Source organism: Hymenobacter daeguensis (assembly GCF_054780555.1).
Genome location: NZ_BAAGWC010000006.1, coordinates 26,905 through 41,570 on the forward strand (window position 1 = coordinate 26,905; position 14,666 = coordinate 41,570).

A 14,666-nucleotide genomic window follows, 5' to 3' on the forward strand; every position below is an offset into this window, starting at 1 on the left:
GGCCGGCTACTGCGGGGTTTTGGCGGCATGGGCCAGCAGGTCGCCGCCGTGGCGGCGGAGCAGGTCGGCCAGCTCGGTGAGGGGCTTTTTCAGGTCGGCGGCGGCCGTGGCGGCGGCTTCGCCGGTCTGGTCGCCCAGCATGGTGAGGGAGTTGCCGAGGGCCGTGGCGCTCAGCGTGCCGCTGGTGAGCAGCGACTGCAGGTTGCCGATTTCGCGGGCAATATCCTGCAGGCCGGGCTCGCCGCTTTGCAGAAACTGCTGCTGCCAGGTTTCGGTGTTGTCCATGGCCGAGCCCAGGGGCAGGCTGGTCAGACCGTTTTTGAGGGCGCTGATGGTGGCGAGAAGGTGGTCGGAGGGCATGAGAAGTGAGCGTGGTGAAATAGTGAAATGATGAGGCCGCAATGTGTTTACAGCGCCTCGCTTTTGCCTGTTAACTCTTTGCGGGGGCGTTTTGCTTTGGCGGGGGCGCCGGGGTCGCGGGGCAGCGTGAGCGGCGGAATGGGCATGAGGGGCGCCGGGCCGCTCAGGCCCAGCGCCCGCAGCATGGCTACGGCGCGCAGGGCGCTGGTCTCTTTGTTTTTGATTTCCAGCATGATGTCGAACTCCAGGCCGTGCAGGTGGGTCAGAAACTCGCGAAACGAATTGTCCACCAAATCGTCGGTGTGCTTGCCCTTACGCTCGCCCAGGGCCTGGGAGCTGTAGTCCATCATGGGCACGCCGTCGGCGGTGGGGTGCCAGGTGCCGGCGGCCAGCTTCAGGGCCTCGTGCATGGGCTCGCCGTGGTTGAGGCACTCGTGGTGGAAATTGTCGAAGAGGATGGGCACGCCGGTTAGCTCGTGCAGCTGCAGGCAGTCGCGCAGCGAAAACAGCCGGTCGTCGTTTTCCACCACCAGACGGGCTTTCACGGCTTCCGGCAAGGTGGCATATACCGTCGCAAACCGGCTGATGGCCAGCTCCCGCTCGCCGTACAGCCCGCCGACGTGAATCTGAAGCTTGGCCGTGCCGTCGAGGCCCATCAAATCCAGCATCGAGCCCTGGTACACCAGCTCCTGAATGCTGCGGCGCACAATGTCGGGGCTGGGCGAGTTCAGCACCACAAACTGGTCGGGGTGAAAGCTCACCCGCAAGTCGTTGGCCCGGATGTAGTCGCCAATGGCCCGAAAATCGGCCGCAAAATGCGTCTGCCAGGGAAAGGTGTTGATTTCGTGCGAGCCAAACGGCACAATGCTGGAGCCTATCCGAAAAAAAAGCAGGCCTTGGGCCACGTTCCACTCCAGCATGCGGCGCAGGCAGGCCAGATTGGCTGCCACGGCGGCTACCAGCCGCTCATCAGAATAGGAAGCCAGCCGGAAGGTATTGCCGGAGCTGCAATCCATCGCCTCGTTCACGCAGGGATACCCGATTTTCATACTTCGGGCTTACGCTTATAAGCAGCGAACAGTTATCCGCGAGCCGTGAGCAATAGCTGACCTGGCTCTATTGCTCACGGCCCGCGGATAACTGCTCGTTGATAATCATGGCTGGTAGCCCCGATTATCCAGAAAGGCCTTGTTGTACTCGGCCCGGGCCTTGCGCAGCTTTTCGGCGCGCTGCTCGGCTTCGATTTCCTCCATCTTGCGGCGCTGCTTGCCCTCGCGCGAGAACTGGTCGTAGAGCAGGCTCACGGGGCTGGCGATGGTGGGCACCGGCTTTTTGGGAGCCGTGGAATCGACGGCGAAGAGGGGCTTGGGCTTGGCAGGGCGCTTGGCGCCGCTCACCACGGGCGGGGCGGGCCGCTTGATGTTGCGCAGGGCCCGGTTGATGGCGGCCCGGTCGGGCCGGTCGCTGATGACCTGCACCTCGCCCAGGCGCACGCTGTCGCGCACCAGCTGAATGCGCACCACCAGCTGCGACAGCCCCATGCCGCCCAGCGGCATGCGCTGCGACTTGTAGCCCAGCGCCCGAAACAGAATGGTGTCGGTGGGCATGGCTTCGATGCTGAAATCGCCGGTGGTGCTCGTCACCACGCCGCGCCTGGTGCGCACCACCTGCACGGTAGCGCCTGGAATGGGCAGTCGCGTGCGGGCCTCCGACACGGTGCCGCTCACCTGCGTGGGCAGGGCCTGCGCGTGTGCGCCCGTGCAGGCCAGCAGCCACACGGCCAGCAGCCCCAGCCCCCGGGCCAGCACCCGCCAAGACGCACGCAGATAAGTTGTTACTTCGAAACCCATTAATCCTTTAAACGCAAGCAACTACAAAGTAGCAACCCAACGAGGCAAAAAAAGCCCACACCGTTGCAGGTGTGGGCTTTTCGGCGACGGTTTGGCCGATTGCATCGACCAACACGTTAGTTTTTCGTTTTGTTGCCGTCGGCGTCTTTGGTTTTCACCTTGCCGTTGTCTTTAATCTTGATTTTGCTGCCGTCATCGGCTTTGGCTTTCATTTTCGACACGTCGGCCCCCATGGCGCTGGCGCTGTTATCGGTGGTCGTGGTCGTCGTGCTTTCCGTGGTGGTCATCGACGAGGAAGGGGCCATGGAGCTGGAAGCCGTGTCCGACATCGACGTGCCCGACATGTTGTCGTCGGCATAGTTGCTGTCGTCGTAGGTCGAGCGGCTCGACTCGTAGGCCTGGTACTGCGTGGGGTCCGTGAAAATGGTCTTAAACTCCTGGTCTTCGGCCATCTGCGCGTCGCGCATCGAGGCGGCCATGCCGGTGGTGTCGGTGGTGTACTTGCTGCGCAGGTCGTTCATGCGCTTGTAGCGGTTCACGTACACGGTGCGGATTTTGGTCTTGGTGGCCTCGTCCGTGATTTTCATATCAGCCACCATCTTGTCGGCAATGCGCTGGGCGCGGGCCTCAATCTGCGCATCGGTCAGGGGCGTGGTAGTGGTGGTCGTAGTGGTGGTGGTGGCGGCGCCATCGGTGGCTACCGTCGTTTCAGACGTTTTCTCCTGCGAGCAGGAAGCCAGTGAAAGGGCAGCAGCGCCCGCGAGAATCAACAGGGAATTTTTCATGAGAGGGGGAGGTGAAAGAAGAACCTGAATTGGTTTGGGGGCGCTTTACGCGGCCATGACTATAGAGGTTTCTTTATCCCTGAATTTAAGCCCGTCCTGCTTCATCTTGCGTCCGCGAAGCCGGAGCCTCTCTGCCGCGCAAGTAATCCATTCAAAGTAATCCATTCATACGTGTCACGCAATGGCTTGCGGCAATGGCGTAGGGGGCGGGGCTTGCCCCCGCCCCCATTCGGGCCCGACCAACGCTTCCGGGCAACGGTGGGCGTGGGCAAGTCCCGCCCCCTACAGCGCAGCGAGTAGCGCTGCTTCGGCCGCACGGACGCAAGACGAAGCAGGACGTTCCCTGGCTATCCGAGCTCTTAAGCGCGACGCAGCTCAAATACCGTGATTTCGGGCAGAAACCCCACGCGGCCGGGGTAGCCCAAAAAGCCCAGTCCCACGTTCACGTACAGCTTTTGACGCCCTTTGTTGTAGAGGCCGGCCCACTGCTTGTAGGCGTATTGCACGGGGCTCCACTTGAGGAAGGGCAGGTTTACGCCGAACTGCATGCCGTGGGTGTGGCCGCTGAGCGTGAGGTCGATATCGGGGTATTTCACGATGTGCGACTCCCAATACGAGGGGTCGTGCGAGAGCAGAATTTTGAACGGCGCGTCGCCGCTGGCGGCGTGGGCTTTGGGCAGGTTGCCGTAGGTGGTGAAATTGAGGTGCGAGCTGCTGTTCTGAATGCCCATGATGGCAATCCGGTCGCCGCCGCGCTCGATGAAGTGGGTGGTGTCGTTGAGCAGCGTCCAGCCCATCTTGGCGTGGTTCTGCATCAGGCGCTCCAGGTTCTGGCGCCACAGGGCGCGGTCGTCGCGGAATTCCTGCACGTAGTCGCCGTAGTCGTGGTTGCCGAGGCTGGAGAAGATGGGCAGGTCGGACTTGATTTTGGACAGGGCCGGAATGTGGGGCTCCACTTCTTCGGCACGGTTGTTCACCAGGTCACCGGTCATGAGGATGAGGTCGGCGCCCTGCCGGTTTATCATGGCCACGGCCCGCTCCAGGGGCTCCGTCGAGTTGAAGCTGCCGGTGTGCAGGTCCGAAATCTGCAGCACTTTGAAGCCGTCGAACCCGGCCGGCAGGTTCGGGAATTTCAGCGTGACGCGGCGCACGGTGTAGTCGGTGCCGCCCTTCACCATGCCCCACAGCAGGGCCGCGCCGGGAATGGCCCCCACCAGCAGCACGGCTTTGGCCAGGAACTCGCTGCGCGGAATGGCCGGGCTTTCGGCACCGGCTGGCCGCTGGCTCAGGCCCACCGCCCAGCGGCCCAGGCGGGTAACGTCTTCCAGAAACAGCGGCACGAGCATCACCAGCTTGCCGGCCAGCAGCAGCACGGGCAGGCTCATGAGGTAGCTTTTGAGCACGGTGCTGCCGTTTTGCCGCGTCGAGCCGGCCCAGATGGCCACGGCCCACGCCGCAACCGTCAGCAGCCAGTAGCCCATTGCCACTGCCCGCCGCGCCCCCGGCGAAAAATGCTGGGCCGCCGTCCGCACCGCCTGATACCCATACCACTCGGCCAGCACGATGACGGCCAGCACTACCAACAAAACCAACGGATTACGCATAAATCAAACCTGAATCAAAAGAGCTTCGCCTGCTAATTAATGGCGCGGCTTCGATGCTTAAACGCGCCCGGGCTGCTTTTGCTTTACATTTAACGCACTTTTTACCGTCTGCCCCCGCCGCGCCCCATGCAAGCCCCTGACCAGCTGCCCGATTCCGCCGCCCCTGCCCGGCCGGATACGCCCCCACCCTACGCCGCGCCGGCCGTGTCCGGCATCAAGAGCTGGGCCGAGGACGACCGGCCCCGCGAAAAGCTGCTGGCCAAGGGCCGCGCCGTGCTCTCCGATGCCGAGCTGCTGGCCATTCTCATCGGCTCGGGCACCACCAGGCTCTCGGCCGTGGACGTGGGCAAGCTCATGCTGCAAGGCGTGGGCAACGACCTCAACGCCCTGGCCCGCGAGAGCGTGCAGCAGCTCTGCCGCCACCCCGGCATCGGCCCGGCCAAGGCCATTACGGTAGTGGCCGCGCTGGAGCTGGGCCGCCGCCGCAAGGAAGCCGACGCTGCGCCGCGCAACACCATCACCTGCTCGCGCGACATCTATAACCTGATGCGCCCGCACCTGCTCGACCTGCCGCACGAGGAATTCTGGGTTATTCTGCTGAACCGCGCCAACGTGGTGATGCGCAAAACGGCCATCAGCCGGGGCGGCGTGGCCGGCACCGTGGCCGACCCGAAGATGATTTTTAAAGAAGCCCTGGAGCAGCTGGCCAGCAGCATCATCCTGGTGCACAACCACCCCAGCGGCAACCGCAACCCCAGCGGGGCCGACATTCAGCTCACCAAAAAGCTGAAGGAAGCCGGCAATTTCCTGGATTTGCCCATTCTCGACCACCTCATTTTTGCCGAACAAGGCTACTACAGCTTCGCCGATGAAGGGATTTTGTAAGGCGCTGCCGCTCCTTGGCGCGCTGTGGACAGTGCCGGGCCCGCCCGCTCAGGCGCAGCTGGCGCTTCATGCCGCGCCCGTACACCTGACCGATAAAAACAAGGATTTCGCACTGCAAATCCCGAAAGGGCACGCGCTGAGCGTGGCCGCGCAGGGCCTGGAGCGCCCGCGCTTCTTCGCCAAATCGCCCGACGGCCGGCTGTTCGTCACCGACATGCACAACCGCGACGACAACACCCAGGGCCGGGTGCTGATTCTGGACCAGTGGAGCGAGGCGGAGCACCGGTTTCGGCGCGTGGTGCCCTTCATGGAGCGCCTGCACAACCCCAACCAGATTGCCTTCCACACGGCCAATGGCAAAACCCTGCTGTATGTGGCGGAAACCGATAAGCTGCGCGTGTTCGACTACGTGCCCGGCTCCGCGAAGCAGGCCGGCGAAGGCCAGGTAATTGCCACTTTCCCGGCCTACGGGCTGAGCTACAAGTACGGCGGCTGGCACCTCACCCGCAGCCTGGCCATTCATAACAACAAGCTGTACGTCAGCATCGGCAGCAGCTGCAACGCCTGCCTGGAAAAGGAAACGCTCCGCGCCTGCATCCTCGAAATGAGCCTCGACGGCAGCAACCAGCGCCTCTACGCCACCGGGCTGCGCAACGCCGTGGGCCTGCAATGGATTAACAATCAGCTCTGGGCCACTAACATGGGCCGCGACGGCCTGGGCCCCGACGAGCCGCAGGACATTCTGACCACCGTGAAGGACAAGGGCTTCTACGGCTGGCCCTACTTCTACCAGTACCGCCAGCGCATCAAGGCCGACGAATACTTCGTGGACTCCGTGCGGACCACCAGGCTACCGGTTGAGAAACCGGGCCTCGTTGGTTTCCTGGGCCACTCTTCGCCCCTGGGCCTGTGCTACTTCACGCACTACGCCGATACGCTGTTCAACCAGCGCATGCTGGTGGCCCTGCACGGCAGCAACATGCCCGGCCGCTACCGGGGCAACGAAGTGGTGATGGTGCTCGGCAAGGATAAATACGTGCCCGTCGTCACCGGTTTTTTGCAGGGCAAAACCGAAGCCCAGCGCCTGGGCCGCCCCTGCGACGTGCTGCAGTGGGACAATCACTCGTTTTTCGTGAGTGATGATAAGAACGGGGTGATTTATTACGTCTGGAAAAAGTAGCCCCGGTCCGGTCACCGCAGGTGGTCCGACCGGTTAGTGGCTGGCTGATGACGCGGCAACGACAACCGGTCGGACCACCTGCGGCGGCCGGGCCAGCAACTGCTACTTCGCCGCCTCTATCGCCGCTACTGCTTCAGCTACCAGGGCCGTGGCCCGCGCTGCATTGGGCCGTGCCGCCTGCCGCGCCTGCACCTGCCGCAGCAGCCTGGTAATGTTGCCAATACCCGAGGCATCGATGTACGGCTTGAACTTCACCGTCAGGTCTTTGATGCGGGTAATTCCCTGGTTCAGCACTTCTGCGTCATCGGTGCGGCCGAGGTATTCGCTCAGGCCGTCCAGCATATCGAAGCGGCCGTTGGGGTCGGCGGCGTCGTATTTGGCCAGCATCAGGGGCCAGTGCGGGGGGCCGCCGGCCTGGCCGTACACGGTGACCAGCGCGGCGGTCAGGGGGCTTTTGTTATCGGCTTCGAAGGCCGTGGCGCGGGCCAGCGCCTGGGCCGGGTCGAGGGGCAGCAGGCCGGTGAGGGCCGCCGCCTGCACCCGGTACGACTGCCCGGCGAGGGCCTTCGCAAACAACGGGCGGTAGCGCTTGTCCTTCAGCCCGCCCAGGGCCGCGAGGGCTGCCGCCTGCACCAGCACCGACGAATCGGTGGCGGCCAGCTGCGCCAGCAATGGCTCGGCGGCCTTGCGTAAAGCGGCATTTTTGAGGTCGAGCGCTTTCACGGCCACCAGCCGCAGGTCGTATGATTTGTCGCGCAGCCCCGCTACCAGCATTTGCCGCGCCAGCGGGTCGGCCACCTGCGCCTGGGCAGCGGCGAGGGCTTCGCGGCGGTCGAGGTAGCGCGGGGCGTGGCGGTATTGGTAGGCGAATTCGGCCAGGGATTTGTGGTCCTGCTTCTGCCAGACCAGCGCTTTTTCCGCGTCCACGTTCACCAAATCGGGCCGGGTGGGGGCCCGGAAATACAGCGTATCCACGGCGTGGCGCAGCGTGGCGGGGTAGCGCCGGGCGCGGCCGTTGGCATACACATCCACCCGCAGCGGCAGCACAAACGGCTCGCCTGGCTGCGTCTGGCGCACCACCACGGCCTGCCGCCCACGGGCCACATCCCACTGGTAGTCAATATTTACTACCGGATGGCCGGCGCGGTAGTACCATTGGTTGAAAAACCAGTTCAGGTCGCGGCCCGAGGCTTCTTCCAGCGCCAGCCGCAGCTGGTGCGGCTCGCCGGTGCCGAAGGCGTTTTGCTTCAGGTACAGCTGCAAGCCTTTGAAGAAGACCTCCTCGCCCAGCTCCGCCCGCAGCATGTTCAGGATGCTGCCGCCTTTCTGGTAGGTTACGTTATCGAACATATCCTCCTTGTCGGCATACGCGAAGCGCACCAGCGGCTTGGCGTGGTTGCCGGCGTTGCGCAGGTAGGTGCTCAGGCTGCGGTAGGCCTGGGCCGCGCCGGCATCGGCGCCGTGGGCGTGCTCGGCCCAGAGCACTTCGCTGAAATTGGCGAATGACTCGTTGACGGTCAGGTTGCTCCAGCTTTCGCAGGTCACGTAGTCGCCAAACCAGTGGTGGAACAGCTCGTGGGCAATTTCGCGCTCCACGCCCGCGTATTCCCAGTCCAGAAGCTCGCGGGGCGTGCCCTGGGCCTGCTCGCCAAACAGCGAGGCCGAGGTATTTTCCATGGCGCCGGCCACGTAGTCGCGGCACACAATCTGGCTGTACTTGTTCCACGGAAAATCCACGCCGAGGCGCTGCGAGAAAAACTCCAGCATGGCGGGCGTCCGGCCAAAAATCTGCTTTGCCTGGGCGGCGTAGCGCGGTTCGAGGTAATAGTTGACCTCTTTGCCGCGCCAGGCATCTTTGGTAATGCGGAAGCTGCCCACGGCCAGCATCACCAGGTAGGGCGCGTGGGGCTCGTCCATTTTCCAGGTATCGGTGCGCAGGCCGGGGCCGGCGGGTGCCTGGCTCGTCAGCCTGCCGTTGCTGAGCGTGACGTACTTGGCCGGCACCGTGAGGCTGATTTCGGTGGTGGTTTTCTGGTTGGGCTTGTCGATGGTGGGAAACCAGGCCGAGTTGGATTCCGTCTCGCCCTGCGTCCAGATTTGCACGGGCTTGCCGGCCACCGCGCTATCGGGATTGATGAAATACAGGCCCTTAGCCCCACCGATGGCGTCGCTGCCCTTGGCGTTCAGCTCATCGGGTTTGGCGATGTAGCTGATGCGAATAGTGTATGCTTTACCGGCCGGAATTGCGCTCAAAAGGTTCACGACCAATTGCTGACCATTGTAGCGAAAGGGTAAGGTGAATGTTAGTTCCAAATGCGAAGGGTCGCTTACTATGCCGACCGACTTGATATCCATCCCCTTGGCATCAAGCCGCAGCGAATCAGTTGGAACTCCGTGCGGCTTCAAGGTCAGCTCGGCCTCGCCGTAGAGGTAGCGCTTAGCGTAGTCGAAGCGCACGTTTAGCTTGGTATGCACGAGGTCGTTCACTTTGCGCTCGGTGGCACGGTACGGGGCAGCGGCGGGCTGCTGGGCCATAACGGCCGGCGCAACGCAGCTCAACGCGAGGGTCAACAACAGGGATTTTTGCATGAGGCCGGCAAGGTAAGCGAGCAAGCGACAGTCGGTGCCCGGTGGCCTGATTCAAAAACGCGCCTACCAGTTGTCTCGCCAGCCTTTTACCTTCGTGCGGTGATTAAGAAAATAGCACTGGCGGCGGCCGTAATCGGTATTATTCTGTATGCCATAAGCAGCAGCCTCGATGCCGAGCAGACCACTTACCTGCGGGAGCTGCAGCGGTTCCGGCGCGATAAGAACCGCGCCTTTCGGCAATCGCCCAACTCGCCTTTGCCGGAGGCTCAGAAAGCCCGCTTCGACAGCCTGAGCTACTTTCCGCTGGGCGACCAGTGGGGCCGGCCCACCGGACAGCTGCGGCGCAGCCCCCGCCCCGACACCCTCGCAATGATGATGAGCGACGGCAAAATGGAGCAGTACCTGCGTTTCGGAATCGTTGAGTTTGAACAAGCCGACCCGACCCCCGATTCACCCCAGCGGCTCACGCTGTTTCTGAGAGCGAACGGCACCGACTCCACGCTCTTCGTACCCTTCACCGACCTCACCAACGGCCACGAGAGCTACGGCGGCGGGCGCTACCTCGATGTGCCCCTGCCCGCTAACGATGCCACTACCATCGAACTGGATTTCAACCGCGCCTACAACCCGTATTGCGCCTACGGCAGCAGCTACAGCTGCCCCGTTCCGCCGGCCGAGAATCGGCTGTCCGTCCATATCCGGGCCGGCGAGAAGGATTTCATTCACTAGCTCCCCGTCGGCCCGAACCGCTCGGTGCGAATAGCCGCATCCGGCAGCCCCTGCGCCTGCAGCAGCGTGGCCGCGCTTTCCACCAGGCCCGTGGGGCCGCACACGTAGCACTGCGGCGGGCCGGGCAGGTGCGCCACGGCTTCGGCCAGCATGGCGGCGTCGAGGCGGCGCTGGTAGCCGGCCCAGCCGGCCGGTGCCTGGCGCGTGTAGGTGAGCAGCAGCGTGAAAGCCGGGTCGGCCGCCGCCAGCGCTTCCAGCTCCTGCTGGTAAATGACTTCTTCCGGCGTGCGCACGCTGAACAGCAGCACGGCCGGATTGCGCAGGCCCGCGCGCTGGCGGTGGCGCAGCATGGCCATCAGCGGCACCACGCCCGAGCCGCCGCCCACGAGCAGCAGCGGCGCAGCGGGCGGGCCGGCGGGCCACACGAAATAGCCGCCGATGGGGCCGCGCACCTCCAGCTGGTCGCCCACGGCTACTCCTTCGAAAAGGTAGCCCGATACCTCGCCCTCGGCAATTTCCTCCACCGTCAATTCGATTTCGCCGGTTTGCTCCGGGGGCGAGGCCACGGAGTAGCTGCGCTCGGCCTGGTAGCCGTCGGGGGCGGTGAGGCGCAGGTCGTAGTGCTGGCCGGCGCGGTGGGGCGTGAACTGCGGCAGGCTGAGGGTGAAGGTTCTGACGCGGGGCGTCTCGTTGCGAATGGCGGCCACGGTGGCCACCTGCCAGTCGAGCCGGCTCACAGGCGGAAGTGGGCCTGGTCGGGCGCGTCGGCATCGTCGCTGCGGTAGCGCTGCTCCTTCCACGGGTCGCCGTACAGGCTGTAGCCGTTGTCTTCCCAGAAGCCGGGCTCGTCGTCGGCCATGAAGCGCAGGCCCTGCACCCACTTGGCGCTTTTCCAGAAGTAGAGGTGCGGCACCACCAGCCGCGCCGGGCCGCCGTGCTCGGCCGCCAGCGGCTTGCCCTCATACTCCAGGCCGATGAAGGCCTTGCCGTCGCGCAGGTCGGCCAGCGGCAGGTTGGTGGTATAGCCGCCGTAGGAAAACGCCATCACAAACTTCGCTTCGGGCTTAAGCTGAACGTGTTCGAGCAGGGTATCGAGGCTGACGCCGCGCCATTTGGTGTCGAATTTCGACCACTTCGTAACGCAGTGAATGTCTGGGTTGAACGACTGCATCGGCAGGGCGTTGAACTCGTTCCAGCTCCACTTCACGGGGTTTTCCACCAGGCCTTCGAGCCGAAACTCCCAGTTCACCAGCGGAATGCGCGGCGTGGGGCCGGCCGTGAGCACCGGAAAATCCTGGGTTTCGTACTGGCCGGGCGGCAGCTTGTGGGCGCCATCGGTGGGCCGCTTGGCGTGAAAGCCTTTGTTGATGAAGGGCATGATGCAGAAAAAAGAAGAAGGGGAATAATTAGCTTTTTAGCTCCCGCAAAGCCAGACGAAAGCCCGGCAGCACAGGCTCGCCGCTCAGCTCATTATCGAAGCCCTGCACGGTTTGCATAGGCTGGCCGGGTGCGTACACATAGGCCGTTTCGGTTTCGGTATCAATCAGAAAGCCCAGCCGGACGCCGTTGCGCAGCCATTCCACCATTTTGGCTTGCAGGGTGGGAATGCGGTCAGAAGGCGATTTTACTTCGATGACAAAATCGGGGCACAGCGGCAGAAATTTCTGCAGCTGCTCAGGCGTTACAGTCGCCAGTCGCTCCGGGCTCACCCACGAAGCATCGGGTGAGAGCACCGACCCATCGGGCAACAAGTAGCCTACCGACGAATCTAATACCCGGCCCTGATGAACCTGACGGCACCATATAAATAACAGACCCGCTGCCGACATACTGGCAGCGCTCGATTCGAATCCGGCGGGCGGCATAATGATGATTTCGTGGGTCGCCGTGCGCTCGATGCGCGCCAAGTCGTTTTCCTGGCAAAAGCGGAAAAATTCGTCGTCGCTAAACCCGGTCACGAACGGGCCGCGCAATACAGTTGCTTCGTCGGGAATGCTGGGGTACATGGCAAAAGTGTTGGGGTGTGGTAGCAAGATACGCAAGTGGCTTCGTTTTCGGCCGTTGCGGCGCGCTGTACCTTTGTCCCGTCGTCCGTGGCCTGACAACGGACAACCAACAACCGACAACGACCGATGCGCATCTCCCTCGACTGGCTTAAAACCCTCATTCCTACCGATAAACCCGCCGCCGAAATCGGTGCCCTGCTCACCGGCTCGGGCCTGGAAGTGGAGAGCACCGAGGAGCTGGAAAGCATTCCCGGCGGGCTGCGCGGCGTGGTGCTGGGCACCGTGCTCACCTGCGAGCGCCACCCCGATGCCGACAAGCTCAGCCTGACCACCGTGGACGTGGGCGACGGCACCCCGCGCCAGATTGTGTGCGGCGCCCCCAACGTGGCCGCCGGCCAGCGCGTGGTGGTGGCCCTGGAAGGCGCCACGCTGCATCCCGCCAGCGGCGAGCCGTTCAAAATCAAGAAAAGCAAGATTCGGGGGGCGGCCTCCGAAGGCATGATTTGCGCCGAAGATGAAATCGGCTTGGGCCAGTCGCACGCCGGCATTATGGTGCTGGATACCGAGTTGCCCAACGGCACGCCCGCCGCCGATTACTTCGGCCTGGGCTCCGATACGGTGTACGAAATCGGCCTCACGCCCAACCGGGCCGATGCCGCCTCGCACTACGGCGTGGCCCGCGAGTTGCGGGCGCTGCTGCAGCAGCCCTGCCACCTGCCCGACGTGAGCGGATTTTCCGCGCCTTCTTCGGCAGAAAAGAACATCAGCGTGACCATTGAAGACGCGGAAGCCAGCCCGCGCTACGCCGGTTTGCTGCTGGAAAATGTGAAAGTCAGCCCCTCGCCGGAGTGGCTGCAGCGCCGCCTGCGCAGCATCGGCCTGAGCCCCATCAACAACGTGGTGGACGTGACCAACTTCGTGCTGCACGAGCTGGGTCAGCCGCTGCACGCCTTTGATGCCGACCAGATTACGGGCGGCCGGATTCGCGTGAAGCGCGCCGAAGCCGGCGAGAAATTCGTGACGCTGGACGGCATGGAGCGCAGCCTGAAAGCCGAAGATTTGGTGATTGCCGATGCCCACGGTGCGCCGATGGCGCTGGCCGGCGTGTTCGGCGGCAAGACCTCGGGCGTGAGCGACAGCACCACCCGCGTGTTTCTGGAAAGTGCCTATTTCAGCCCCGCCGCCGTGCGCAAAACCAGCCAGACGCACCAGTTGAAAACCGACGCCTCGTTCCGCTTCGAGCGTGGCACCGACCCAAACATGGTGCTGGTCGCCCTGAAACGGGCGGCGCTGCTGCTGCAGGAAGTGGCCGGCGCTATCGTGGCCGCGCCCATCGTGGACGAGTACCCCGCGCCCATCGAGTCCATCATCGTGCGCCTGCGCCTGCCCCGCGTGGAGCGGCTGGTGGGCCAGTACATCGAGCCCGAGCGCATTCGGCAGATTCTGACGGATTTGGATATTAAAATTGCCGAGGAAAGCCGGGACGAAAACGGGCAGGAAACCTGGCAGCTGCTGGTGCCGCCGCACAAGGTGGATGTGACCCGCGAGGCCGACGTGATTGAGGAAATCCTGCGCATCTACGGCTACAACAACGTGGCGCTGCGGCCCAACAACTCGGCCTCGTTCCTGGCCAGATTCCCGAACCCTGACCCCGAGGTGACGCGGGTAAAAATTGCCTCGCTGCTCAGCGGCCAGGGCTATTCGGAGATTCTGACCAACTCGCTCACCAACTCGCAATACTTTGATAAAGAGGGCGAAGCCGATGCCTCGCTGGTGCGCATTCTCAACTACAACAGCATCGACCTGAACGCCATGCGGCCCTCGCTGCTGCAATCGGGGCTGGAGGTGATTCGCTACAACATCAACCGCCGCCAGCGCGACCTGAAGCTGTACGAATTCGGCAAGGTGTACTCGCAGAACGAGAACGGCAAGTACCAGGAAAAGAACAAGCTGGTGATTTACCTGACCGGCAACGCGGCCGGCGAAACCTGGCAGCACAAGTCGGAAAAAGCGGCCTACCACGACCTGGCCAATGCCGTGCAGCAGGTGCTGGCGGCGCTGGGCTTTGGCGGGGCGGCCTCGCAGCCGGTGCAGCATCCGTACCTGGCGGGTGGCCTCACGCTGCTGGTGCACAACCAGCCGCTGGCGCAGCTGGGCGCCGTGTCGGCCTCGGTGCTGAAAAAGCTGGACGTGACGCAGCCGGTGTGGTATGCGGAGCTGGATTGGGACGCGCTTTCGAAGAAGTACAAGCCCACGCTGGTGGCCCGCGAGCTGCCCAAGTTCCCCGAAGTGCGGCGCGACTTGAGCCTCGTGGTGGATGCTTCGGTGACGTTCGACCAGCTCCAGCAGATTGCCCGGCGCACGGAAAAGAAGCTTTTGCAAAGCATCAACGTGTTCGACGTGTACGCCGGCGAAAACCTCGGCGCGGGCAAGAAGTCGTACTCGGTGAGCTTCACCCTGCAGGATTTCAGCCAGACGCTCAGCGAGCAGGCCATCGACCAGGTGATGCAGAAGCTGATTCAGCAGTTTGAGAAGCAGGCCGGCGCGCTGATTCGGAAGTAGCGACTTGTTCGGGACTGTTTGAAGGCCCACCGCCTGTCATCCTGAGCGCAGCGAAGGACCTTATCACCTTAGAACAGCTTACGTTCTTCGGTGACAAGGTCCTTCACTGCGTTCAG

At 63.4% G+C, this 14,666-nt stretch carries 13 protein-coding genes; 4 read left to right on the forward strand and 9 right to left on the reverse strand.

Going from position 1 to position 14,666, the window contains the following annotated elements; translation table 11 throughout:
* Positions 1-6: 6 nt before the first annotated feature.
* The 5 genes from ACYVHT_RS09150 to ACYVHT_RS09170 all read right to left on the reverse strand — a co-directional run bounded on the left by ACYVHT_RS09150 (position 7) and on the right by ACYVHT_RS09170 (position 4,599).
* Complete coding sequence (locus ACYVHT_RS09150) at positions 7-360, reverse strand: hypothetical protein (RefSeq protein ID WP_460550274.1); 354 nt, start codon at positions 358-360, stop codon at positions 7-9.
* Positions 361-407: 47 nt separating this feature from the next.
* Positions 408-1,409, reverse strand: coding sequence for a UV DNA damage repair endonuclease UvsE (uvsE, locus tag ACYVHT_RS09155; protein WP_460550275.1), 1,002 nt, complete (start codon positions 1,407-1,409; stop codon positions 408-410).
* Positions 1,410-1,514: 105 nt separating this feature from the next.
* The gene (locus ACYVHT_RS09160) at positions 1,515-2,210 is read right to left on the reverse strand and encodes a carboxypeptidase-like regulatory domain-containing protein (RefSeq protein ID WP_460550277.1); all 696 of its coding nucleotides are present in this window, start codon (positions 2,208-2,210) and stop codon (positions 1,515-1,517) included.
* 116 nt (positions 2,211-2,326) lie between these two features.
* Positions 2,327-2,995, reverse strand: a complete 669-nt coding sequence (locus tag ACYVHT_RS09165) for a hypothetical protein (RefSeq protein ID WP_460550279.1) — start codon at positions 2,993-2,995, stop codon at positions 2,327-2,329.
* A gap of 359 nt (positions 2,996-3,354) precedes the next feature.
* Positions 3,355-4,599: a metallophosphoesterase gene (locus ACYVHT_RS09170; protein ID WP_460550281.1), complete on the reverse strand. Its 1,245-nt coding sequence runs from the start codon at positions 4,597-4,599 to the stop codon at positions 3,355-3,357.
* Between the two features lie 126 nt (positions 4,600-4,725).
* On the opposite strand from ACYVHT_RS09170, the gene radC reads away from it, so the two are divergent.
* Positions 4,726-5,484, forward strand: a complete 759-nt coding sequence (gene radC, locus ACYVHT_RS09175) for a JAB domain-containing protein (RefSeq protein ID WP_460550283.1) — start codon at positions 4,726-4,728, stop codon at positions 5,482-5,484.
* Positions 5,468-6,664 carry a PQQ-dependent sugar dehydrogenase gene (locus ACYVHT_RS09180; protein ID WP_460550285.1) on the forward strand — a complete coding sequence of 399 codons (1,197 nt, stop codon included), beginning with the start codon at positions 5,468-5,470 and terminating at the stop codon, positions 6,662-6,664. Before radC ends, ACYVHT_RS09180 begins: the two co-directional genes overlap by 17 nt.
* Before the next feature lie 102 nt (positions 6,665-6,766).
* Here the strand turns inward: ACYVHT_RS09180 and ACYVHT_RS09185 are convergent, their stop codons facing one another.
* Positions 6,767-9,253 (reverse strand): M1 family aminopeptidase, encoded by a 2,487-nt coding sequence (locus tag ACYVHT_RS09185; RefSeq protein WP_460550287.1) that lies wholly within the window; start codon positions 9,251-9,253, stop codon positions 6,767-6,769.
* A 99-nt stretch (positions 9,254-9,352) separates the two neighbouring features.
* Here ACYVHT_RS09185 and ACYVHT_RS09190 point away from each other — a divergent pair, with 99 nt between their 5' ends.
* Positions 9,353-9,982, forward strand: a complete 630-nt coding sequence (locus ACYVHT_RS09190; RefSeq protein ID WP_460550289.1) for a DUF1684 domain-containing protein — start codon at positions 9,353-9,355, stop codon at positions 9,980-9,982.
* Here ACYVHT_RS09190 and ACYVHT_RS09195 read toward each other — a convergent pair.
* The 3 genes from ACYVHT_RS09195 to ACYVHT_RS09205 are packed head-to-tail and all read right to left on the reverse strand — an operon-like array spanning position 9,979 to position 11,988.
* A complete protein-coding gene (locus ACYVHT_RS09195; protein WP_460550291.1) occupies positions 9,979-10,719 on the reverse strand; it encodes a ferredoxin reductase in 741 nt (246 codons plus the stop codon). The genes ACYVHT_RS09190 and ACYVHT_RS09195 overlap by 4 nt on opposite strands.
* Positions 10,716-11,360: a sulfite oxidase-like oxidoreductase gene (locus ACYVHT_RS09200; protein ID WP_460550293.1), complete on the reverse strand. Its 645-nt coding sequence runs from the start codon at positions 11,358-11,360 to the stop codon at positions 10,716-10,718. The genes ACYVHT_RS09195 and ACYVHT_RS09200 overlap by 4 nt, the downstream gene beginning before the upstream one ends.
* 28 nt (positions 11,361-11,388) lie before the next feature.
* The gene (locus tag ACYVHT_RS09205) at positions 11,389-11,988 is read right to left on the reverse strand and encodes a Uma2 family endonuclease (protein ID WP_460550295.1); all 600 of its coding nucleotides are present in this window, start codon (positions 11,986-11,988) and stop codon (positions 11,389-11,391) included.
* Between the two features lie 126 nt (positions 11,989-12,114).
* Between ACYVHT_RS09205 and pheT the strand changes: the two genes are divergently transcribed.
* Complete coding sequence (gene pheT, locus ACYVHT_RS09210; RefSeq protein WP_460550297.1) at positions 12,115-14,550, forward strand: phenylalanine--tRNA ligase subunit beta; 2,436 nt, start codon at positions 12,115-12,117, stop codon at positions 14,548-14,550.
* Positions 14,551-14,666: the final 116 nt, after the last annotated feature.